The organism is Streptomyces sp. NPDC002209, assembly GCF_042890265.1.
GTDB lineage: Bacteria > Actinomycetota > Actinomycetes > Streptomycetales > Streptomycetaceae > Streptomyces.
This window is the reverse complement of record NZ_JBIARX010000013.1, coordinates 95,705-117,073: the sequence shown is the minus strand read 5'-3', so window position 1 is coordinate 117,073 and position 21,369 is coordinate 95,705. Positions and strand designations below refer to the sequence as shown.

At 74.7% G+C, this 21,369-nt stretch carries 14 protein-coding genes; 4 read left to right on the top strand and 10 right to left on the bottom strand.

Going from position 1 to position 21,369, the window contains the following annotated elements:
• Positions 1-25: 25 nt before the first annotated feature.
• From ACFYXK_RS24605 to ACFYXK_RS24585, 5 genes are read right to left on the bottom strand one after another with little or no spacing between them, the layout of a single operon-like run.
• Positions 26-1,198, bottom strand: a complete 1,173-nt coding sequence (locus ACFYXK_RS24605; RefSeq protein WP_389413029.1) for an acyl-CoA dehydrogenase family protein — start codon at positions 1,196-1,198, stop codon at positions 26-28.
• A complete protein-coding gene (locus ACFYXK_RS24600) occupies positions 1,195-3,198 on the bottom strand; it encodes a biotin carboxylase N-terminal domain-containing protein (protein ID WP_389413028.1) in 2,004 nt (667 codons plus the stop codon). The genes ACFYXK_RS24605 and ACFYXK_RS24600 overlap by 4 nt, the downstream gene beginning before the upstream one ends.
• Positions 3,199-3,206: 8 nt before the next feature.
• Positions 3,207-4,805, bottom strand: a complete 1,599-nt coding sequence (locus ACFYXK_RS24595) for an acyl-CoA carboxylase subunit beta (protein ID WP_389413027.1) — start codon at positions 4,803-4,805, stop codon at positions 3,207-3,209.
• Positions 4,802-6,610: an acyclic terpene utilization AtuA family protein gene (locus ACFYXK_RS24590; protein WP_389413026.1), complete on the bottom strand. Its 1,809-nt coding sequence runs from the start codon at positions 6,608-6,610 to the stop codon at positions 4,802-4,804. The genes ACFYXK_RS24595 and ACFYXK_RS24590 overlap by 4 nt, the downstream gene beginning before the upstream one ends.
• Positions 6,607-7,407 carry a TIGR03084 family metal-binding protein gene (locus ACFYXK_RS24585; protein ID WP_389413025.1) on the bottom strand — a complete coding sequence of 267 codons (801 nt, stop codon included), beginning with the start codon at positions 7,405-7,407 and terminating at the stop codon, positions 6,607-6,609. Before ACFYXK_RS24585 ends, ACFYXK_RS24590 begins: the two co-directional genes overlap by 4 nt.
• Before the next feature lie 306 nt (positions 7,408-7,713).
• Here ACFYXK_RS24585 and ACFYXK_RS24580 point away from each other — a divergent pair, with 306 nt between their 5' ends.
• Positions 7,714-9,327 carry an alpha/beta fold hydrolase gene (locus ACFYXK_RS24580; RefSeq protein ID WP_389413024.1) on the top strand — a complete coding sequence of 538 codons (1,614 nt, stop codon included), beginning with the start codon at positions 7,714-7,716 and terminating at the stop codon, positions 9,325-9,327.
• Positions 9,328-9,450: 123 nt separating this feature from the next.
• Here ACFYXK_RS24580 and ACFYXK_RS24575 read toward each other — a convergent pair whose 3' ends face one another.
• On the bottom strand, positions 9,451-9,915 hold the full coding sequence (locus tag ACFYXK_RS24575; RefSeq protein WP_389413023.1) for a hypothetical protein: 465 nt from the start codon (positions 9,913-9,915) through the stop codon (positions 9,451-9,453).
• A gap of 40 nt (positions 9,916-9,955) precedes the next feature.
• On the opposite strand from ACFYXK_RS24575, the gene ACFYXK_RS24570 reads away from it, so the two are divergent.
• Entirely contained in the window at positions 9,956-11,038 is a 1,083-nt protein-coding gene (locus ACFYXK_RS24570; RefSeq protein WP_389413022.1) for a helix-turn-helix transcriptional regulator, read from the top strand.
• A 37-nt stretch (positions 11,039-11,075) separates the two neighbouring features.
• On the opposite strand, the gene ACFYXK_RS24565 is transcribed toward ACFYXK_RS24570, so the two are convergent.
• The 3 genes from ACFYXK_RS24565 to ACFYXK_RS24555 are packed head-to-tail and all read right to left on the bottom strand — an operon-like array spanning position 11,076 to position 15,003.
• Positions 11,076-11,204: a hypothetical protein gene (locus ACFYXK_RS24565; protein WP_389413021.1), complete on the bottom strand. Its 129-nt coding sequence runs from the start codon at positions 11,202-11,204 to the stop codon at positions 11,076-11,078.
• Positions 11,204-12,163, bottom strand: a complete 960-nt coding sequence (locus ACFYXK_RS24560) for a DMT family transporter (protein ID WP_389413020.1) — start codon at positions 12,161-12,163, stop codon at positions 11,204-11,206. Before ACFYXK_RS24560 ends, ACFYXK_RS24565 begins: the two co-directional genes overlap by 1 nt.
• Before the next feature lie 47 nt (positions 12,164-12,210).
• Complete coding sequence (locus ACFYXK_RS24555) at positions 12,211-15,003, bottom strand: FAD-binding and (Fe-S)-binding domain-containing protein (protein ID WP_389413019.1); 2,793 nt, start codon at positions 15,001-15,003, stop codon at positions 12,211-12,213.
• A gap of 84 nt (positions 15,004-15,087) precedes the next feature.
• Between ACFYXK_RS24555 and serC the strand changes: the two genes are divergently transcribed.
• Entirely contained in the window at positions 15,088-16,206 is a 1,119-nt protein-coding gene (gene serC / locus ACFYXK_RS24550; protein ID WP_389413018.1) for a phosphoserine transaminase, read from the top strand.
• 277 nt (positions 16,207-16,483) lie between these two features.
• On the top strand, positions 16,484-19,585 hold the full coding sequence (locus ACFYXK_RS24545) for a sacsin N-terminal ATP-binding-like domain-containing protein (RefSeq protein WP_389413076.1): 3,102 nt from the start codon (positions 16,484-16,486) through the stop codon (positions 19,583-19,585).
• A 349-nt stretch (positions 19,586-19,934) separates the two neighbouring features.
• Here the strand turns inward: ACFYXK_RS24545 and ACFYXK_RS24540 are convergent, their stop codons facing one another.
• Complete coding sequence (locus ACFYXK_RS24540; protein ID WP_389413017.1) at positions 19,935-21,368, bottom strand: MFS transporter; 1,434 nt, start codon at positions 21,366-21,368, stop codon at positions 19,935-19,937.
• Position 21,369 lies beyond the last annotated feature (1 nt).

The window sequence follows — 21,369 nt, the reverse complement described above, 5'->3', positions numbered from 1 at the left end:
GCCGGCCGGGACGGCCGGGGCCCGCCTAGTACGACTTGGGCAGGCCCAGGGTCTGGTGCGAGACGAAGTTGAGGATCATCTCGCGGCTGACGGGGGCGATGCGGGACACCCGGGAGGCGGTGATGAGGGAGGCCAGTCCGTACTCGCGGGTGAGGCCGTTGCCGCCCAGGGTGTGGACGGACTGGTCCACCGCCTTCACGCAGGCCTCGGCGGCAGCGTACTTGGCCATGTTCGCGGCCTCGCCGGCGGCCATGTCGTCGCCCGCGTCGTAGAGGTGGGCGGCTTTCTGCATCATCAGGCGGGCGAGTTCGAGGTCGATGTGGGCTGCGGCGAGGGGGTGGGCGATGGCCTGGTGGGCGCCGATCGCCTCCTTCCAGACCTGGCGTGTCTTGGCGTAGTCGACGGCCTTGGCGAGGGCGTGGCGGCCCATGCCGATGGCGAAGGCTGCGGTCATGATGCGCTCGGGGTTGAGTCCGGCGAAGAGCTGGAGCAGGCCCGCGTCCTCGTCGCCGACGAGGGCGTCGGCGGGCAGCCGTACCTCGTCCAGGGCCAGTTCGAACTGCTTCTCGGCCGCCTGGAGTTCCATGTCGATGACGGAGCGGGAGAAGCCGGGGGTCTCGCGCGGCATGATGAACAGGCAGGGCTTGAGGCTCCCCGTGCGTGCGTCCTCGGTGCGCCCCACGATGAGGGTGGCGTCGGCGATGTCCACGCCGGAGATGAAGACCTTGCGCCCGGTCAGCACCCACTCCTCGCCCTCGCGGCGCGCGGTGGTGGTGATGCGGTGGGAGTTGGATCCGGCGTCGGGTTCGGTGATGCCGAAGGCCATGGTGCGGCTGCCGTCCGCGAGGCCGGGGAGCCAGGCCCGCTTCTGGGCGTCGGTGCCGAAGCGGGCGATGACCGTGCCGCAGATGGCGGGCGAGACGACCATCATCAGCAGGGGGCAGCCGGCGGCGCCCAGCTCCTCGAGGACGATGGAGAGTTCGGCGATGCCGCCGCCCCCGCCGCCGTACTCCTCGGGGAGGTTGACCCCGAGGTAGCCGAGCTTGGCCGCATCGGCCCACAGCTCGTCGGGGTGGCCGCCCTCGCGGGCGACTCTGGCGAGGTAGTCGCGTCCGTAGCGCTGCCCGAGGGCGGCGACGGCGGCGCGCAGGGCCTTGTGTTCTTCGGTCTCGACGACGGCGCTGGTGGCGGGGCTCATGCGGGCTGTTCCTCCTGGACTACGGCGAGCAGGGCGCCGAACTCGACCGTGTGGCCGAGGGTGGCGTGGAGCGCGGTGAGCGTGCCGGAGGCGGGCGAGACGATGCGGTGCTCCATCTTCATGGCCTCCAGCCAGAGCAGGGACTGCCCGGCGGTGACGGCGGAGCCGGGGGCGAGGCCCTCGGCGACGCGGACGACGGTGCCGGGCATGGGGGCGAGCAGGGAGCCGGGTTCGGTGCGGTCCTGGGGATCGGCGAACCGGGGGACGGGGGTGAGGGTGTGCGCCCCGAGCGCGGGGGTCCCCCGGCCGGAGGCGGGAGGAGAGTCGACGTAGGTCTCGGCGGCTCCGGCACCCTCGGTGTTCGATTTGTGTTTCACGTGGAACATCCGCCGGACGCCCTCGACTTCGAGGGTGACGCGGTCGGGCTCGGCGGCCAGGACGCGAACGCCGGGATGGTCCACGAGCTCCGGGGGTCCGCTGCGGGCGGGCCGGTAGCGGACCTCGTACTCGGTGCCGGCCGCGGTGTAGCGGCGGATCTGCGGCTGGGAGCGGAGGTTGCGCCAGCCGCCGAGCCGGGTGGCGAGCGGGGCGTCCGGGGCCGCCGCGGCAGCCGACAGAGCGGCTGCGACCGCGGCCAGGGTGGCGTCCGGGCTGCCTTCGGTGAGGGTTGCGAGGTGGCGTTCGTAGAACCCGGTGTCGAGCCGTGCCTCGGCGAACTCCGGGTGCCGCAGGGAGCGTACGAGGAGTTCGCGGTTGGTGGTGAGCCCGTGGATGCGGGCTCCGGCCAGGGCGTGGGCGAGGGCGCGGACGGCCTCGGCCCGGGTCGGGGCGTGGGCGATGACCTTGGCGAGCATCGGGTCGTAGTGGACGCCGACGGTGTCCCCGTCGGCGAAGCCGGTGTCCACGCGGACCTTCCCCCTGGCTTCGCCGGGGGGACACCCACCGGGGACGGCGAGGGTGTGCAGGACCCCGGTCTGGGGGCGCCAGTCCTGGGCGGGGTCCTCGGCGTACAGCCGGGCCTCGACGGCGTGGCCGGCGGGCTCGGGGGGTGTCAGCGGCAGGGCCGCGCCCTCGGCGATGCGCAGTTGCAGGGCGACGAGGTCGAGGCCGAAGACGGCCTCGGTGACGGGGTGTTCCACCTGGAGGCGGGTGTTCATCTCCAGGAAGTAGGGGCGCCCGTCGGCGGCGACGAGGAACTCGACCGTGCCCGCGCCCTGGTAGGAGACCGCGCGGGCGGCGGCCACGGCGGCCTCGTGGAGGGTGGTGCGCAGCGCCTCGGGCAGTGCGGGGGCCGGGGCCTCCTCGATGACCTTCTGGTGGCGCCGCTGGAGGGAGCAGTCGCGGGTGCCGAGGGCCCAGACGGTGCCGTGGGAGTCGGCGAGGATCTGGACCTCGACGTGGCGGCCGCGCTCGACGTAGGGCTCGGCGAAGACCTCGCCGTCGCCGAAGGCGGAGCGGGCCTCGGCGGAGGCGGCCTCCAGCTCCTCCTTGAGGGTGTCGAGGGCGCGTACGACGCGCATGCCGCGGCCGCCGCCGCCCGCGGCGGCCTTGAGGAGCAGGGGCAGGTCGGCGGCGGTGGCGGCCGCCGGGTCGACGGGGTCCAGGAGCGGGACCCCGGCGGCGCGCATCAGCTCCTTGGCCCGGGTCTTGGAGGCCATGGCCTCGATCGCCCCGGGCGGCGGGCCGATCCAGGTGAGTCCGGCGGCGACGACCTCGCGGGCGAAGCCGGCGTTCTCGGAGAGGAATCCGTAGCCGGGGTGGACCGCGTCCGCGCCGGCGGCGAGGGCGGCCTTGATGACCAGGTCGCCGCGCAGGTAGGTGTCGGCGGGGGCGGCGCCGAGGAGGCGCACGGCCGCGTCGGCCTCCCGTACGTGCAGGGCGTCGGCGTCGGGGTCCGAGTGGACGGCGACGGTGGCCAGGCCCAGGGCTCGGGCGGTGCGGAAGACGCGCACGGCGATCTCGCCGCGGTTGGCGACCAGGAGGGACGTCAGGTTCGTCATGTGCGGGCTCACATCCGGAAGACGCCGAAGCCGCCGCGGGCGCCCTCGACGGGGGCGTTGTGGACGGCCGACAGGCACAGGCCGAGGACGGTACGGGTGTCGCGCGGGTCGATGACCCCGTCGTCGTACAGCCGCCCGGACAGGAACATCGGCAGGGACTCGGACTCGATCTGCGCCTCCACGAAGGCGCGCATCCCTGCGTCGCCCTCCTCGTCGTAGGGCTGCCCCTTCGCGGCGGCGGACTGGCGGGCCACGATGGAGAGCACGCCGGCGAGCTGCTGGGGGCCCATGACGGCGGACTTGGCGCTGGGCCAGGCGAACAGGAACCGCGGCTCGAAGGCGCGGCCGCACATGCCGTAGTGGCCGGCTCCGTAGCTGGCGCCGATCAGGACGGAGAGGTGGGGGACGCGGGAGTTGGAGACCGCGTTGATCATCATCGAGCCGTGCTTGACGATGCCGCCCTGCTCGTACTCCTTGCCGACCATGTAGCCGGTGGTGTTGTGGAGGAAGAGGAGCGGGATGTCGCGCTGGTTGGCGAGCTGGATGAACTGGGCCGCCTTCTGCGACTCGGCGCTGAACAGCACGCCCTGGGCGTTGGCGAGGATGCCGACCGGGTAGCCGTGGAGGGTGGCCCAGCCGGTGACCAGGCTGGTGCCGTAGAGCGGCTTGAACTCGTCGAACTCGGACGCGTCGACGATGCGGGCGATGACCTCGCGGGGGTCGAAGGGGGTCTTGAGGTCGGCGGGGACGATGCCCAGGAGTTCCTCGGGGTCGTACGCGGGCTCCTTCGCGGGCTGTGGATCGGGGTGGGGCTTGCGGTGGTTGAGGCGGGCCACGACCCGGCGGGCCTGGCGGATCGCGTCGTGCTCGTCGAGGGCGTAGTGGTCGGCGAGGCCGGAGGTGCGGGCGTGCATGTCGGCTCCGCCGAGGGACTCGTCGTCGCTCTCCTCGCCGGTGGCCATCTTGACCAGCGGCGGACCGCCGAGGAACACCTTGGAGCGGTCCTTGATCATGATGGTGTGGTCGGACATCCCCGGGATGTACGCGCCTCCGGCGGTGGAGTTGCCGAAGACGACGGCGATGGTGGGGATGCCGGCGGCCGAGAGCCGGGTCAGGTCGCGGAAGACCGCGCCGCCCGGGATGAAGATCTCCTTCTGGGAGGGGAGATCGGCGCCGCCGGACTCGACGAGGCTGATGCAGGGGAGTCTGTTCTGACGGGCGATCTCGTTGGCCCGCAGGGCCTTCTTGAGCGTCCAGGGGTTGGAGGCGCCGCCGCGGACGGTGGGGTCGTTGGCGGTGACCAGGCACTCGACGCCCTCGACGGTGCCGATGCCGGTGACGATGGAGGCGCCGACGGGGTAGTCGCTGCCCCAGCCGGCCAGCGGGGACAGCTCCAGGAACGGCGTGTCCGGGTCGAGGAGCAGCTCGATGCGCTCCCGGGCGAGGAGCTTGCCGCGGTCCTTGTGGCGGGCCGTGTACTTCTCCCCGCCGCCGAGGAGGGCCTTGGCGTGCTCGGCGTCGACCTCGGCGAGTCGGGCGGTGGCCGCGGCGCGGTGGGCGAGGTGCTCGGGGGCGTTGGGGTCGACGGTGGTGGTGAGGCGGGTCATGAGCGGGTCCCCTCCGGGGTGAGCGGGAGGTGGGTCGGCAGGAGGTGGGTGGGGATGTCGAGGTGCCGGGCGCGCAGCCATTCGCCGAGTGCCTTGGCCTGGGGGTCGAAGCGGTGGGCGGAGGCGACGCCGGCGCCGAGGATTGCGGCGACGGTGAAGTTGAGGGCGCGGAGGTTGGGGAGGGTGTGGCGGGTGACCGACAGCCCTGCGGTCTCGGGGAGCAGGGCCTGAAGGGTCTCGACGGTGAGGGTGCGGTGGAGCCACTCCCAGGCCTCGTCGGATTCCACCCACACCCCGATGTTGGCGTCGCCGCCCTTGTCGCCGCTGCGGGCGCCGACGAGCCTGCCGAGGGGTGCGCGGGTGGTGCCTGCCGGTGCCTGCGGCGGTGCGGTGCCGGTGGGCAGCCCTGCGGGGCCCTCCCCCACCCCGCCCCTTCCCGAAACCGTGGGGTCCGCCCCCGGACCTGCGCCCTCAAATGCCGGACGGGCTGAAGTCGGCGCCGGGCGGGCCGGAGCGTCCTGGATCGGCGGCACCGCGAGGCGGGTGCCGTCGGGGAGGACCGCCACGTGGGGGACCGACGCTGCGGGGATCGTCGACGCCGTGAAGACGCCGTACGGCTGGGCCGGGCCCGGCGGGGTCGTGACGTGGAAGCCCGGGTAGCTGGCGAGGGCCAGCTCGATGGCCTGCGAGGTCAGCACGCGGCCCACCCGGTCCGCCGAGGGGTCGCGGACCACCAGGCGCAGGAGCGCGCTGGCCGTCTCTTCCGTCGGGGCGTCCTCGTGGTCCGTGCGGGCCAGGGTCCAGTCCGCGGTGGCCACCTGGGACAGCGCATCCGCCAACTGCGCCCGGACGAGCGCCGCCTTCGCCTCGATGTCCAGCCCGGTCAGGACGAAGACCACCTCGTTGCGCCAGCCGCCGATGCGGGTCACCCCCACCTTGAGGGTGGGGGGCGGGGGTTCGCCCACGGCGCCCGTGATCGCCACCCGGTCGGGGCCCGCCTGTGCCAGTCGGACGGTGTCCAGGCGGGCCGTGACGTCGGGGCCCAGGTAGCGGGGGCCCTGGGTCTCGTACAGGAGTTGGGCCGTGACGGTGCCCGTCGAGACGACCCCGCCCGTACCGGGGTGCTTCGTGATCACAGACGAGCCGTCCTCGGAGATCTCCGCCAGCGGGAAACCGGGGCGCCGGACGTCGTGCGCCGTGAAGAAGGCGTAGTTGCCGCCGGTGGCCTGGGTTCCGCACTCCAGCACGTGGCCCGCCGCCACCGCCCCCGCCAGCCGGTCGTAGTCGTCCGGCGCCCAGTCGAACCACCAGGCCGCCGGTCCGCTGACCAGGGCCGCGTCGGTGACCCGTCCCGTGACGACCACGTCCGCTCCCGCCCGCAGGCAGGCGGTGATGCCCGCGCCGCCGAGGTAGGCGTTCGCGGTCAGCGCGCCCTCGGCGAACGGCATCAGGTCGTCGCCCTCGACATGGGCGACCGACACCGGGACCCCGACCTCGGCGGCGAGGGCGCGGATCGCGTCGGCCAGTCCCGCCGGGTTGAGGCCGCCCGCGTTGGCGACGATGCGCACGCCCCGCTCGTGCGCGAGGCCGAGGCCCTCCTCCAGCTGGCGCAGGAAGGTCTTGGCGTAGCCGAGGTCCGGGCTCTTCAGCCGGTCGCGGCCGAGGATCAGCATGGTCAGCTCGGCGAGGTAGTCGCCGGTCAGCACGTCCAGCGGGCCGCCGGTCAGCATCTCCTCGAACGCGCCGAAGCGGTCCCCGTAGAACCCGGAGGCGTTGGCGATGCGCAGCGGCCGGCGGCCGGTCATCGCGTGGCCCCCGGGGCGCGGCCGGGGCCCGCCGGGCCTGCGAACGCCTGGGCGATGTCCAGCCAGCGGTCGGCGTCCGGGCCGGTCGCGGTCAGGGCCAGGTCCGCGCGGTGGGCCCGCTGGGTCACCAGGAGGCAGAAGTCGAGCGCCGGGCCGGTGATCCGGTCCGCCGCGTCCTGCGGGCCGTAAGCCCAGGGCTCACCGCCGTCCGGGGGCACGAGTTCCACCCTGAACTCCCCGGCGGGGGCGGGCAGTCCCCGTACGGCGAACGCGTAGTCGCGGGCCCGTACGCCGATCCGGGCCACGTGCCGCAGCCGCGCGGTCGGGGTGCGGCGTACTCCGAGGGCGTCCGCGACGTCCTGGCCGTGCGCCCAGGTCTCCATCAGGCGGGCGCTCGCCATGGAGGCGGCCTTCATCGGCGGCCCGTACCAGGGGAACTTGGCGTCGGGCGAGGCCGCGGCGAGCGCCTCGTCGAGGGCGGCGCGCCCGGCCCGCCAGCGGTCCAGCAGCTCGGCGGGCGGCAGCGCGGCGCCCCGGGCGGCGCCCTCGTCCACGAAGGAATCGGGGGACTTCACCGCCTCCTCGACCATGGCGGCGAAGCCTTCCGCGTCGGTGAGGGAGACCAGCGCGGCCCGGTCGGTCCAGTGCAGGTGGGCGATCTGGTGGGCGACGCTCCAGCCGGGCGCGGGGGTTTGCCCGGCCCATCCGGCGTCGGGCAGGTCCCGTACCAGGGTTTCGAGTGCGAGGCCTTCCTCGCGCAGATCGGCGAAGACGGCGACAGCTGACGGATCGAGCACGGCGGGCTCCCCTTTCGGCGTGAGGGGAACTCTGACAGCCGCCGACAAAACAATCAAGCATGCTTGCATGATTTGGTCATCGGGCGCCGCCTTCGCGCCATCGCCGCCAACTGGCGGCGGTGAAGGGGTATTTGCAGCCCGCCGCCGACGCCTGGCAGGTCCGGGGCCACGGGCGCCGCGGGCCCGGAGGGGGCGATTCAGGCCGTACGTCGGAAAGCGCCGAAAGATCACCGGATGTCGCATCGATACTGAACGCTTCGTCCCCTGCTCCGCGAAGAATTCACTCGACGAAGAGGATGAACCGACGTGATCCCAGCCTCTTTCTCCCTCTATCCCGAACTCGACGCGACCACCCTCACCGCCTTCGTCACCGCCCTCGAGACCGGCGACGTCACCGGCCTCGCCCCCGCCCGCGCCGCCGAGGTCGCCGACACCCGGTCCGTCGCCGTCTTCAGCCGCGCCAAGGTCGCCGGCGCCGACGGGGACCTGCTCGACGCCGCGCTGTGGCGGCACAACGGGGGCCAGCCGCGGCCGGTGATCGTGATGCCCTCGCCGTGGACGAACCACGGCTGGCTCCCGTACGCCGTCCAGGCCAGCGTCTTCGCGGCGCGCGGCTACAACGTCCTCGCCTACAGCGCCCGCGGCTTCGCCGGCTCCGAAGGCCGGGTCGACGTGGCCGGCCCGCTCGACGTCGCCGACGGCAGCCGGGCCCTGGACCACCTGATCGAGCGAACCGCCGGCCCGGTCACGAGGATCGGCTTCCTCGGGGACTCGTACGGCTCGGGCATCAGCCAGCTCGTCGCCGCGCACGACACCCGCGTCGACGCGGTGGTCGCGCTCAGCACCTGGGGCGACCTCGGCGAGGCCTTCTACGAGAACCGGACCCGGCACGTGGCGTCGGTGGAGGCGCTGCTCAAGGCCGCCTCCAAGGCCCGGCTCAGCCCGCAGACGCAGAGCGTGTTCGAGAACGTCCTCGCGGGCCGCGACATCCGGGGCACCCTGCGCTGGGCCGAGCCGCGCTCGCCGTTCAGCCACATCAAGGAGCTCAACCGCCGCCAGGTCCCGGTGTACTTCTCGCACGCCTGGCACGAGACGCTCTTCCCCGGCAACCAGACCCTGAAGATGTTCAACGAGCTCACCGGACCCAAGCGCCTCGACTTCTCCATCGGCGACCACTCCGGACCCGAGATGACGGGCATGACCGGCCTGCCCAACCGGATCTGGACGAACGCCCACCGCTGGTTCGACCAGCACCTCAAGGGCATCGACAACGGCATCGCCGACGAGGGCCAGATACTGAGCGAAGTCATGTGGGGCCAGGCCCTGGAACCCCGCCCCACCTGGCATTCCGTCACCGAAGAGGTGCGCCGGCTGTACCTGGTGAGCGGCGGGGAGCTCACCGAGCGGCCCGAGGCCGGCTGGAGCGCGGGCGTCCTGTGCGGGGTGGACACCCCGGCGACCGTCGCCGACGAGATCGTGCGGTCGGGGTACGACGAGATCGCGGGCCGTCCGAAGGCCTACCGGACCGGCGACATCGACCGCACCGTCGCCGCGGTCTGGGCGTCGGACCCGGAAGCGGAGACGGCCCGGCTGCGCGGCACGCCCCGCCTGCGCGTCACCTACCGGGCCGCGAACTCCAAGTCCTCGTTCGTCGCGTACCTGCTCGCGGTGGCGCCCGACGGGACGGCGCACATCGTCACGCACGCCCCGTACTCCGACCTCGACTCGCCGCCCGACAGCCTGGTCAGCGCCGACATCGAGCTCCAGGCGACGGCGTACGACGTCCCGCGCGGGCACCGGCTGATGCTCGTGATCGACGCCCGCGACCCGTTCTACGGGGACGCCAACCTGCCGCGCGCGACGCTGGCCTTCACCTCCCCGGAGGCCACGCCGTCGTACCTGGACCTGCCGCTGGGATGACGGCGGGGTGAGGACTGCGCCCGCCCCGCCAGGCACCCCCGTGGCCGGCGGGGCGGGCGCAGTCCCGAGGACCCGAAGACCCGAAGACCCGAGGACCCGAAGACCCGACGGGCTCGGGCGGGATCAGGCGGGCTGCGCGGTGCGCCGCGTCAGGTCCATCGTCCAGTTCAGGAGCCAGGTCGCGCCCTCGTCGAGGGAGAAGTACTGCTCCCAGCGGGCGGAGTCGGCCCGGATGTCCTTCCACACGAACCGCGCCCTGACGGCCTTGCCGGCGTGGGTGTCCTCGCCCTCGAAGATGCCGGTGCCGTCCGTGAACCGGCCGGTGACCGGCGGGAAGAGGGTCCCGGTGCGCCCGCTCGCCCAGTACAGCGACCACTGCCCGCGCTCCGGGTCGTACAGGCGCAGGGTCAGGCCGGCGAAGCCCTTCGTCGGGAACTCGATCTCGTCGAAGCTCGCCGCGCCGTCGAAGTGGCGGGAGGCCTTGGACAGGGCCGGGAACTCCTCCCAGCCGCTGTCGGGGTCGAGGAAGTCGGTGCGCCGGCGGTTGGCCACGTCCCAGGTGCCGAGGAGGAAGTCGAAGTCGTTCATGCAGCGCACCGTAGGAGCGCTCCACTGACATCCTGTGTCAGTGAAGTCCAGCCGATTGCTGTCGATCCTGCTGCTGCTCCAGACCCGGGGGCGGATGACCGCCGCCGAGCTCGCGCAGGAGCTGGAGGTGTCCGTGCGTACGGTCTACCGCGACGCGGAGGCGCTCGCCGCGGCGGGCGTCCCGCTGTACGGGGACGCCGGGCACAGCGGCGGCTACCAGCTGCTCGCCGGCTACCGGACCCGGCTGACCGGGCTGAGCACGGGCGAGGCGGAGGCACTGTTCCTGACCGCGATGCCGGGCCCCGCGGCGGAACTCGGGCTCGGGCAGGCCCTGTCGGCGGCCCAGCTGAAGCTGCGGGCGGCGCTGCCGGCGGAGCTGCGGGAACAGGCGGACCGGATGCGGCTGCGGTTCCACCTGGATGCACCGGGGTGGTACGCGGAGCACGAGGAGACCCCGTACCTGGCGCAGGTCGCGGACGCGGTGTGGCGGGGGCGGGTGATCGAGGTCCGCTACCGGCGGTGGAAGGAGCCGCAGGAGGTGGACCGGCGGCTCGAGCCGTACGGGCTGGTGCTGAAGGCGGGCCGCTGGTACCTGGTGGCCGCCCCGGCGGGCGCGACGGGCGCGACGGGAGGGGCAGCGGCGCCCGGACCGGCCGATGCGGCGGGGCCGCGGACGTACCGGGTGGACCAGATCCTCGCGGTCCGCGAGACCGCTCAGGAGTGCCGGCTGCCGGAGGGCTTCGAGCTGGCGGCGCACTGGCGCAGGACGCAGGAGGAGTTCCATGCGCGGCTCCATCCGCAGGAGGCGGTGGTACGGCTCTCCGCGCGGGGCGCCGCGCAGCTGACGGGTGTCGAGGCGCGGGCCCTGGCCGCCGGTGGCACCCCGGACCCGGAGCGGGCGGGGTGGACCCGGGCGGTCCTGCCCGTCGAGTCGCACGAGCAGGCGCAGGCCCGGTTCCTGGCCCTGGGCCCCGACGCGGAGGTCCTGTCCCCGCCGCGCCTGCGGGCCCGGGTCCGGAACGCCTTGGCGGCGACGGCGGCCCTGTACGCGGACGGCGGACGGGACGAGGGCCCCGACGGGCCCGGCCCCGACGCCGAAGCCGACACCGGCCCCGACGCCTGAGCGGGCGGGGCGGGCGGGTGGCCGACCGGCCCGCCGGTCAGGTGCAGACCGGGCCCGGGGCCGCCGACGCCGTGGCGCGCAGGAGGCCGCGCAGCCGCGTCAGCGCCTCGCGGCGGGCCTCCGGGACCCCGGCCAGGTACGCGTCGACCCCGTCCGTGGCCGGCATCAGGCGGCCGCCGTACGGCTCTGGGAACGGACCGCGCCCATGCTCGCCGCGATGACCAGCGCGATGGCCAGCGCGTCCGACACCGACATCGCCTGGTTCAGGACCAGGAACCCGGCCGTGGCCGCGATCGCCGGTTCCAGGCTCATCAGGACCGCGAACGTCGGGGCGGGAAGGCGGCGCAGCGCCAGGAGTTCCAGGGTGTACGGCAGGACGGAGGACAGGACCGCGACACCCACCCCGAGGGCCAGGGTGCTCGGGACGAGGAGGTCGCCGCCCGCTTCGACCACGCCCAGCGGGAGCGACAGCACCGCCGCCACCGCCATGGCGATGGCCAGCCCGTCCGCCTGCGGGAAGCGGCGGCCCGTCCGCGCGCTGAACACGATGTACGCCGCCCACATCACGCCCGCTCCGAGGGCGAAGGCCGCGCCCAGGAGGTCGAGGCCGCCGAAGCCGCTGCCGCCCCCGTGGCCGGCCAGCAGGGCGACACCGGCCAGGGCCAGGCCGGCCCACAGCAGGTTCACCAGGCGGCGCGAGACGACGACCGAGAGGACGAGGGGGCCGAGCACCTCGAGGGTGACGGCCGGGCCGAGCGGGATCCGGTCGATGGACTGGTAGAAGAGCCCGTTCATGCCGGCCATCGCCACGCCGAAGGCGACGACCGTGCCCCAGTCCGCGCGCGAGTACCCGCGCACCTTCGGCCGGCACAGGACCAGCAGCACCAGCGCGGCGGCCGCCAGCCGCAGCGTGACCACGCCCGCGGCGCCCGCCCGCGGCATGATCATGACCGCGAGCGCGGCTCCGAACTGCACCGAGATGCCCGCCGCGACCACCAGGGCGACCGGGCCGAAACGCGAGGGGCCGGCGGCCTGCGGCCGGGCCGTGGCCGAGGGGGCCGACCTCGCGAGGTCGGCGGCCGCCGGGGTGGGGGTGGGGGCGGATTTGGGGGAGGGTGCGGGCATTCATCCAGACTAAGGGGTGCGTAAGGGCCAGAGGGCCGTGCGTTGCCTTACAGGCCCTCCGCCAGCAGTTCCGCCAGGTGGCGGGCCCGGCTCCCGTCGCCGGAGAGCTGGGCGATCTGGGTACGGCACGAGAACCCGTCCGCCAGGATCGCGGCGCCGGGCGGGGCCGCCCGCAGGGCCGGGAGCAGCTGTTCCTCCGCGCAGGCGACGGAGACCTCGTGGTGGCCCGGCTCGAAGCCGAAGTTCCCGGCGAGGCCGCAGCAGCCGCCGCTGAGCCCGCCGCTCAGACCGGCCCGCTCGCGCAGGCGGCGGTCGGCGCCGTCGCCGAGGACGGCGTGCTGGTGGCAGTGGGTCTGGCCGACGGCCGGACGGTCGAGGCGGGGCGGCTGCCAGTGGGGGGCGTACTCCTCGAGGGTCTCCGCGAAGGTCCGGACGGCGCGGGCGAGGCGCTCCGCGCGCGGGTCGTCGGGGAGGAGCTCGGGGAGGTCGGTGCGCAGGGCTGCGGCGCAGCTGGGTTCGAGGACGACGACGGGCCCGTGGGCGTCTGCGTCGCCCACGGCGTCGAGGGTGCGGCGCAGGACGGTGCGGGCGCGGCCGAGGCGGCCGGTGGAGAGGTAGGTGAGGCCGCAGCAGACCCCCTTCGGGGGGACGGACACGCCGAGGCCGGCGGCCTCCAGGACCGTGACGGCAGCTCGTCCCACCTCCGGGGCGAGGTACTCGGTGAACGTGTCGGGCCAGAGCGTGACGCGGGACCGGGCGGGGCCGGGCGGGCGGCCTTCTTCCCCGCCCCGCCCCGACGGGGGCGCCGCATCCGGGCTGCGCACACTGCGCCACCAGCGGGTGAACGGCTCGCGGGCCAGTGGGGGCAACGGGCGCTCGCTCGTCAGGCCCGGGATGCGGAGGTGGCGGGCCGCCGCGTTCGCGGGGGCCGCCGCGCGGAGCGCGGCGATCAGGCGGAGCCAGCCCGGCAGGCCGCCCAGGGTGTAGTGGGACAGCGGGCGGATGCGGCCCGCCCAGTGCCGGTGCAGGAACTCCGCCTTGTACGCGGCCATGTCCACGCCCACCGGGCAGTCGCTGCGGCAGCCCTTGCAGGCCAGACACAGGTCCAGCGCCCCGGCGACCTCCGGCGAGCGCCAGCCGTCCGTCACGATCTCCCCCGCCAGCATCTCGTGCAGCAGGCGCGCCCTGCCGCGCGTGGAGTGCTGCTCCTGCCCCGTCACCCGGTAGGAGGGGCACATCACCCCTTGCCCGGGCGCATCCGTCGAGCGGCACTTCGCCACGCCCACGCAGCGTGCCACCCCCTCCGACAGGCCCCCCTCCGACAGGCCCCCCTCCGACAGGCTCCCGCCCGGCAGCACCGCGAAGCGGAGGTTCTCGTCCAGGCGGGCCGGGCGGACCAGCATCCCCGGGTTCATCCCGCCCGCCGGGTCCCACACGTCCTTGTACGCGCCGAAGAGCCGCACGACCTCCTCCCCGTACATCCTCGGCAGGAGCTCGGCCCGCGCCTGGCCGTCCCCGTGCTCCCCGGAGAGGGAGCCGCCGTGGGAGACCACCAGGTCCGCCAGCTGCGACGAGAACTCCCGGAAGCGGGCGATCCCCGCCTGCGACACCAGGTCGAAGTCGATCCGTACGTGGACGCAGCCCTCGCCGAAGTGCCCGTACGGGGTCCCGCGCAGCCCGTGCGCCGCCAGCAGGGCGCGGAACTCCCGCAGGTACGCGCCGAGCCGGGCCGGCGGCACCGCGCAGTCCTCCCACCCCGGCCAGGCCATCCCCCCGTCCGGCATCCGCGTCGCCGTGCCCGCCGCGTCCTCGCGGATCCGCCACAGCGCCCGCTGTCCCGCCGGGTCCGTGATCACGGCCGAGTCCACCGCGTCGGCGGCCCGTACGAGGGACCGGGCCGCGGCCTCGTCGCGCATCTCCGCGAACAGCCACGCCCCGCCCCCGGGGAGCCCGGACGCCGAGCCCACCAGGTCCTGCGCCATGCCCTCCACCGTCAGCGGCCCGAACCCCAGCAGCCCCGCCGCCGCATCCGCGGCCGCGCTCTCGTCCGCGTACCCGAGGACCGCGAGCGCCGGCGCGCGCGGCGCCTCCACCAGGCGTACGACCGCCTCGGTCACCACCCCGAGCGTGCCCTCGCTCCCGCAGAAGGCCCGGGCCGTCTGCACGCCCCGCTCGGGCAGCAGCGCGTCCAGCCCGCCGTATCCGGAGATCCGCCGCGAGAAACCACCCGCCATCCCCGTACGGAGCACCGCCAGGTTCCCCGCCACCAGCTCCCGCAGGCCCTCCGGCGCCCCCGCCCAGCCCGTCCCGAGCCGGTACGACGCGCCTCCGTACGCCGTGACCGCCAGCTCCGCCACGTTGTCCGCGGTGGTCCCCCAGGCCACGGAGTGGGCCCCGCACGCGTTGTTGCCGATCATGCCGCCGAGCGTGCAGCGGGAGTGGGTGGAGGGGTCCGGGCCGAAGGTCAGCCCGTACGGGCGCGCCGCGTCGCGCAGCCGGTCGAGCACCAGTCCCGGCTGGACCACGGCGGTGCGGGCGGCCGGATCCAGCGACACGAGGGCGTTCATGTGCCGGGTCAGGTCCAGCACCACGCCGATGCCCGTGGCCTGCCCGGCGATCGACGTGCCCCCGCCGCGCGGCACGACCGGCACGCCGGCGTCCGCGCAGATCCGCAGCGCGGCCGTCACGTCCTGCGCGTCGCGCGGGGCGACCACGCCGACCGGGACGCGCCGGTAGTTCGAGGCGTCCATCGTCGCGAGGGCACGGGCCGCGGCCCCGAAGTCCACCTCCCCGCGCAGGTTCTCCCGCAATGTCCGTTCGAGTTCCCCGGGTGACGTCACGGACCCACCCTCCCACCGGCCTGACTCGTCTCACCGGGTGGACGCGCCTCCAAGGCGTGGACCGGGACCCGATACGCTCCGCTCGTGGCCGAGATCCAGATTCCCGCTGACATCAAGCCCGCCGACGGACGCTTCGGCGCGGGCCCCTCCAAGGTGCGGACCGAGGCGCTGGACGCCCTCGCCGCCACCGGTACCTCCCTGCTCGGAACCTCGCACCGCCAGGCCCCGGTCAAGAACCTGGTCGGCTCGGTGCGTCAGGGCCTCCGGGACCTCTTCTCCCTCCCCGAGGGCTACGAGGTGATCCTGGGCAACGGCGGCTCCACCGCCTTCTGGGACATCGCGACGCACGGGCTGATCGAGCAGAAGTCCCAGCACCTGACCTTCGGCGAGTTCTCCTCCAAGTTCGCCAAGGCCGCGAAGCTCGCGCCGTGGCTGGACGAGCCGACCGTGATCTCCTCCGAGCCGGGCACGCACCCCGAGCCGGTGGCCGAAGCGGGCGTCGACGCGTACGCGTACACGCACAACGAGACCTCGACGGGTGTGGCGGCGCCGGTCAAGCGCGTCGCGGGCGCCGACGCCGGGTCCCTCGTCCTGGTGGACGCGACCTCGGGTGCCGGCGGCCTGCCGGTGGACATCACCGAGTCCGACGTCTACTACTTCGCCCCCCAGAAGTCCTTCGCCTCCGAGGGCGGCCTGTGGCTGGCGGCGTTCTCCCCGGCGGCCCTGGAGCGCGCGGCGCGCGTCCACGCGTCCGGCCGGCACATCCCGGAGTTCTTCTCGCTGCCGACGGCGATCGACAACTCGCTGAAGAACCAGACGTACAACACCCCGGCGCTGTCCACCCTCTTCCTGCTGAACCAGCAGCTGGAGTGGATGAACGGCCAGGGCGGCCTGGAGTTCACGACCGGCCGTACGGCGGCCAGCGCGCGCAACCTGTACGGCTGGGCGGAGGCGTCGAAGTACGCGACCCCGTTCGTCGTGGACGCCGACAAGCGCTCCGCCGTCATCGGCACGATCGACTTCTCGGACGACATCGACGCGGCCGCCGTCGCCAAGGTGCTGCGCGCCAACGGCATCGTGGACACCGAGCCGTACCGCAAGCTCGGCCGCAACCAGCTGCGCATCGCGATGTTCCCGGCGATCGACCCGGCGGACGTGCAGGCGCTGACCGCGTGCATCGACTACGTGATCGAGAAGCTCTGACCGCACTCCGCACCCCGTACCCGTACGCAGCCCCCGGCGACCTCGTGTCACCGGGGGCTGCGTCGTCCCGGACTCCGACGTCGTCGTGTTCGCGCATCTCACCGGCCCGGCCCGGGGAGGTGGCGGTGGCCCGGCACGGGCCCGGCCGCCCCGACTGCCGGGGGCCGCACGCGATACCTTCATGGCCTCGGCATTCGGTGTTCGGTGAATGCAGTGCGGTGCAGGACAGCTTGGAGGCAGCGGCGTGAGCGTGCGAGTGACGGCGGCCCAGGGCGGCATGGACCCCTTCGGCACGGCCCGGCTGCGGCGCGGGGTGCTCGACGCCTGGGGCGCGGGCCCGGCCCGCTTCCGGGAGGACGCCAACGCCGAGGAGGACCTGGCCCTCGGCGGCTACCGCGACCGGCTCGTCGTCGAGCTGGCGCAGAACGCGGCCGACGCCGCGGCCCGGGCCGGGGTGCCCGGCCGGCTCCGGCTCACCCTGCATCCCGGCGACGGGGGGCACGCGGTGCTGGCCGTCGCCAACACCGGTGCCCCGCTTGACGCGACGGGCGTGGAGTCGCTGAGCACCCTGCGGGCCTCCGCGAAGCGGGAGTCCGCTGGTTCGGGAGACACCGTGGGCCGCTTCGGCGTCGGCTTCGCGGCCGTCCTCGCGGTGTCCGACGAGCCCGCCGTGCTCGGCCGCCACGGCGGTGTCCGCTGGTCGCTGGCCGAGGCCCGCGAACTGGCCCGCGACGCCGCGGGCGGCAGCCCCGGCCTCGGCGACGAACTGCGCCGCCGCGACGGGCACGTCCCGCTGCTGCGGCTGCCGCTGCCCGCCGAGGGCACCGCCCCCGACGGGTACGACACCGTGGTCGTCCTCCCGCTGCGCGACGCCGCCGCCGAGGACCTGGTGCAGCGCCTGCTGGCCGGCATCGACGACGCGCTGCTGCTCACCCTGCCCGGGCTGGCCGAGGTCCTCGTGGAGACCCCGGAGGAGGGCACCCGCACGGTGCGCCGCCGCGACGAGGGCGCGTACACCGTCATCGAGGACTCGGCTGGAGGCGCCGGGGGCGAGACCCGGCGCTGGCGCACCGTCCGCCACAGCGGCCCCATCGAGCGGGCGCTGCTCGCCGACCGGCCGGTCGAGGAGCGGCTGCGGCCGGCCTGGACGGTGTCCTGGGCCGTGCCCGTCGACACCGACGGCGCCCCCGTACGCCCGGCCACCGCAAGCGTGGTGCACGCGCCGACCCCGACCGACGAGCCGCTGGGCATCCCGGCCCTGCTCATCGCGACGCTGCCGCTGGACACCGCCCGCCGGCACCCCGCGCCGGGGCCGCTGACCGACTTCCTGGTGGAGCGCGCGGCCGACGCGTACGCCGAACTGCTGGGCGCCTGGGACCCGGTGAGCACCGCGCTCGTGGACCTCGTCCCCGGGCCGCTCGGCAAGGGCGTGCTGGACGGGGCGCTGCGCGCGGCCGTGCTGCAGCGGCTGCCCCGTACGGCCTTCCTCGCCCCGGCGGCCCCCGCCGAGCACGCCGAGGAGCGGTCCGCCCTGCGCCCGTTCGAGGCCGAGGTGGTGGAGGGCGCGGGCGCCGACACCGTGCGGGTCCTCGCCGAGGTCCTGCCGACCCTGCTCCCCGCCGGGCTGGAGCGGCGGGCCGAGCTGCGCACCCTGGGGGTGGGCCGGCTTCCGCTGGGGGACGCCATCGAGCGGATCGCGGGCATCGAGCGCACCCCCGACTGGTGGCACCGGCTGTACGACACCCTGGCCGGGGTGGATCCGGACCGGCTCTCGGGCCTGCCGGTGCCGCTGGCCGACGGCCGGACGACGATCGGCCCGCGGCACGTGCTGCTGCCCGACGCGGACACCCCGAAGGACCTGGCCCGGATGGGGCTGAAGGTGGCCCACCCGGAGGCCGCGCACCCGCTGCTGGAGCGCCTCGGCGCGCTCCCCGCCACGCCCCGCGCGGTCCTGACGACCCCGCAGGTGCGGGCCGCGGTGGCCGCCTCCCTCGACGCCGGGGAGATCTGGGACGAGGACGCCCTCGATGCCGACGAACTGGCCGAGGTGGTCCTGGGCCTGGTCCGGGAGGCCGACTTGGCGCCGGGCGACGAGCCGTGGCTCGGCGCACTGGCCCTCCCGGACGAGGACGGCGAGCTCACGCCGGCGGGCGAGCTGCTGCTGCCGGGCTCCCCGCTGGCCTCGGTGATCCGCGAGGACGAAGTCCCGTACGTGGACGCCGAACTGGCCGACCGGTGGGGTGCGCAGCCGCTGACCGCCTGCGGGGTGCTGGCCGAGTTCCAGCTGGTCCGCGCCACCGATGTGGTCCTCGACCCGGACGAGCTGGAGCCCCGCGAGGGGGACTTCGCCGAGCCCGACGACGCGGGCCTGCTGGACGCGGTGGACGTGTGGTGCGAGGACGTCCTGGACCAGCTCCCCGACACGCCGCTGCCGCCCGTGGCCACCGAACTCGTCGCGGTCCGCGACCTCGACCTGGTCGACGACGACTGCTGGCCCCAGGCCCTGGCCATGCTCGCGCAGCCCCCGCTGCGCGACGCGCTGACCCAGCCCGTACGGGTCCTGCTGCCGGACGGCACCACGCAGTCGGTGCGCCCGTACACCGCCTGGTGGCTGCGCGACCACCCGGTGCTCGACGGCCGCCGCCCGGCGGGGCTGCGCTCGGCCGGCGGCGACCCGCTGCTGGCGGGCCTCTACACCCCGGCGGATGCGACGGGCTTCGAGGACGAGCAGGTCCTGCGGGCGCTCGGCGTACGCACGACCGTGCCGGCCCTGCTCGACGAACCCGGCGGCGCCGCCGAGCTCCTGGGCCGGCTCGCCGACCCGGACCGCGAGGTGTCGGACCGTCAACTGCACGCCCTGTACGGCGCCCTGGCCGATCTGGACCCCGAGCAGGTCACGCTCCCGGACGAGCTGCGGGCGGTGGTGGACGGCGAGGTCGTCGTGGTCGACGCGGCGGACGCGCTGATCACCGACGCCCCGGACCTGCTGCCCCTCACCGCAGGGCTGCCCCTCCTGCCGGTGGCCCCGTCCCGCGCGGCCGACCTGGCGGAGCTCCTCCAGGTCCGCCGCCTGTCGGAGACGGTCCCGGCGGAGGTGACCACCCCGGGCGAGGAGCACGAGGTGCCGCAGTCGGTCCGGATCCTCCTCGGCCCCTCGACCCCCGAGACCTACCTCGAGCACGAGGAGCTGATCGCGGGCGGTGTGGAACTCGACTGGCGCCGCACCCCTGACGGCACCCTGCACGCCTCCACCCTCGAGGGCGTGGCGGCGGGCCTGGCCTGGTCGGCGGGCCAGTGGCCCCGCCGCTTCGAGGTGGCGGCCCTCCTGGAGGACCCCTCCCGCACGGCAGAACTGGCCCGCGACCGCTGGTTCGACTAGGTCGCCCCTTTCGGATCTTGCCGGTCAAGCCCGCGTCGTCTGGTGCCGTGCATCGCAAGGCGGAGGGGCGCCCGAGTACTGGACGTACTCGGGCGCCCCGACAACGCGGCGAGGTGCGGTGCCAGGCGGCGCGGGTCAGGCAAGATCCGGAAGGGACGGCCCAGGTCCGGATCACCGGAGCATCGGGGCCGTCAGCCACCGGTTCCGGGCGTCGCCGAGCTCGCCGGATGCCTTGTCCTCTGGAGGGCCGGACGGGCCGTCGCGCAGGGACCTTCCGGTCCGCCCGGCGGAACGTGAACCGGATCAGGGCGTGTACGGGCGGGCGTTGATCGCCGTACGGGCACGGCCGTCAGCAGCGGCGGGTCTGGTAGGGGACGGGGGTCGGGGACGGTGCCGGTTCGGGTGGGGTCGGGCAGCGGGTCAGGGCCGTGAGGAAGGTCAGGGCGATGCCGCCCGCCACCACGAAGAGGGCGGTGCTGATCCCGTCGGCGGTGGCGGTGCGGAGCCGTTCGCCGGAGAGGCCGCCGAGGCCGGCGGTCGCGATCAGGACGAGGACGGCGAGGCCGACCGCCGCGCCCACGCCCGAGCCGGTGGAGGCGATGCCCGAGGCGGTGCCCTGGTCCCGGTCGGGGACGCCGGTGGCGGCGGTGATGAACATGGTGGTGAAGACGATGCCGTCGCCGGTACTGAGCGCCACCAGGCCGGGGATCAGGTCGGCGTACGAGCCGTGCGGTGCGACCGCGAAGCCGAGGGCGACGGCACCCAGTGCGCCGACGGCGAGGGCGCACGTCAACGTGGCCCGAAGGCCGAACCGCGTCACCAGCCGGCCGGCCGTCGTCGAGCCGGCGACCACCACCGCCGTGGGGACGAGGAAACCGGCACCGGTCTGCAGGGCGTCGTAGCCGAGGACTTCCTGGAAGTAGAGGGACAGGAAGTAGAGCACCGAGCCGAACGTCGCCATGAACATGAACGCGATGACGACGCCGGTGACGAGGTGGGGGTTGGCGAGCAGCCGGGGCGGCACGAGCGGGTCGTGGCTGCGCCGCTCGATGACGGCGAAGGCGGCGATCAGCAGCAGGCCCACCGCCGCGCTGCCTAGGAAGGCGGGCGAGAGCCAGCCCAGGGCGGGGCCCTGGACCAGGGCGAACACGATCAGGGTGACGCCCACGGTGACGCTGAGCGCACCGGGCAGGTCGAACGAGCGGCCCCTCTCGCGCGCGCCGTCCGGCGGGATCACCACGAAGCTGAGCAGCAGCGCCGGTCCCGCCAGGGCGACGTTGACCAGGAACACCGCCTCCCAGCCGAAGGCCTGCGTCAGGAAGCCGCCGAGCAGCACGCCGATCACGAGTCCCGCCGCGCCGGCACCGCCCCAGATGCCCAGGGCGCGATTGCGCATCCGGCCCTCGGCGAAGGTGGTGTTGACGAGGGCCAGGGTGGTGGGGAAGACGAGGGCTCCGCCGAGACCCTGGACCGCGCGGGCGGCGAGCAGCGTCCCGGGCCCGGTCGCGAGTCCGCCCCCGAGGGCCGCGGCCGTGTACAGCCCGAGGCCGGTGGCCAGCACGCGCCGCCGCCCGAGCAGGTCGGCGGCGCGGCCGCCGAACAGGAGGAAGCCGGCCGAGGTCACCGCGTAGGCGCTGATGACGGACTGCAGCGTCTGCGCGGAGTAGCCCAGGTCCCGGGCGATGTCGGGGAGCGCGACCACCACGATGTACTGGTCGAGGGACACGACCAGCATGGCGAAGGACAGCAGTGCCAGGGTCGCCGTCCCACGGTCCCGGCCCATG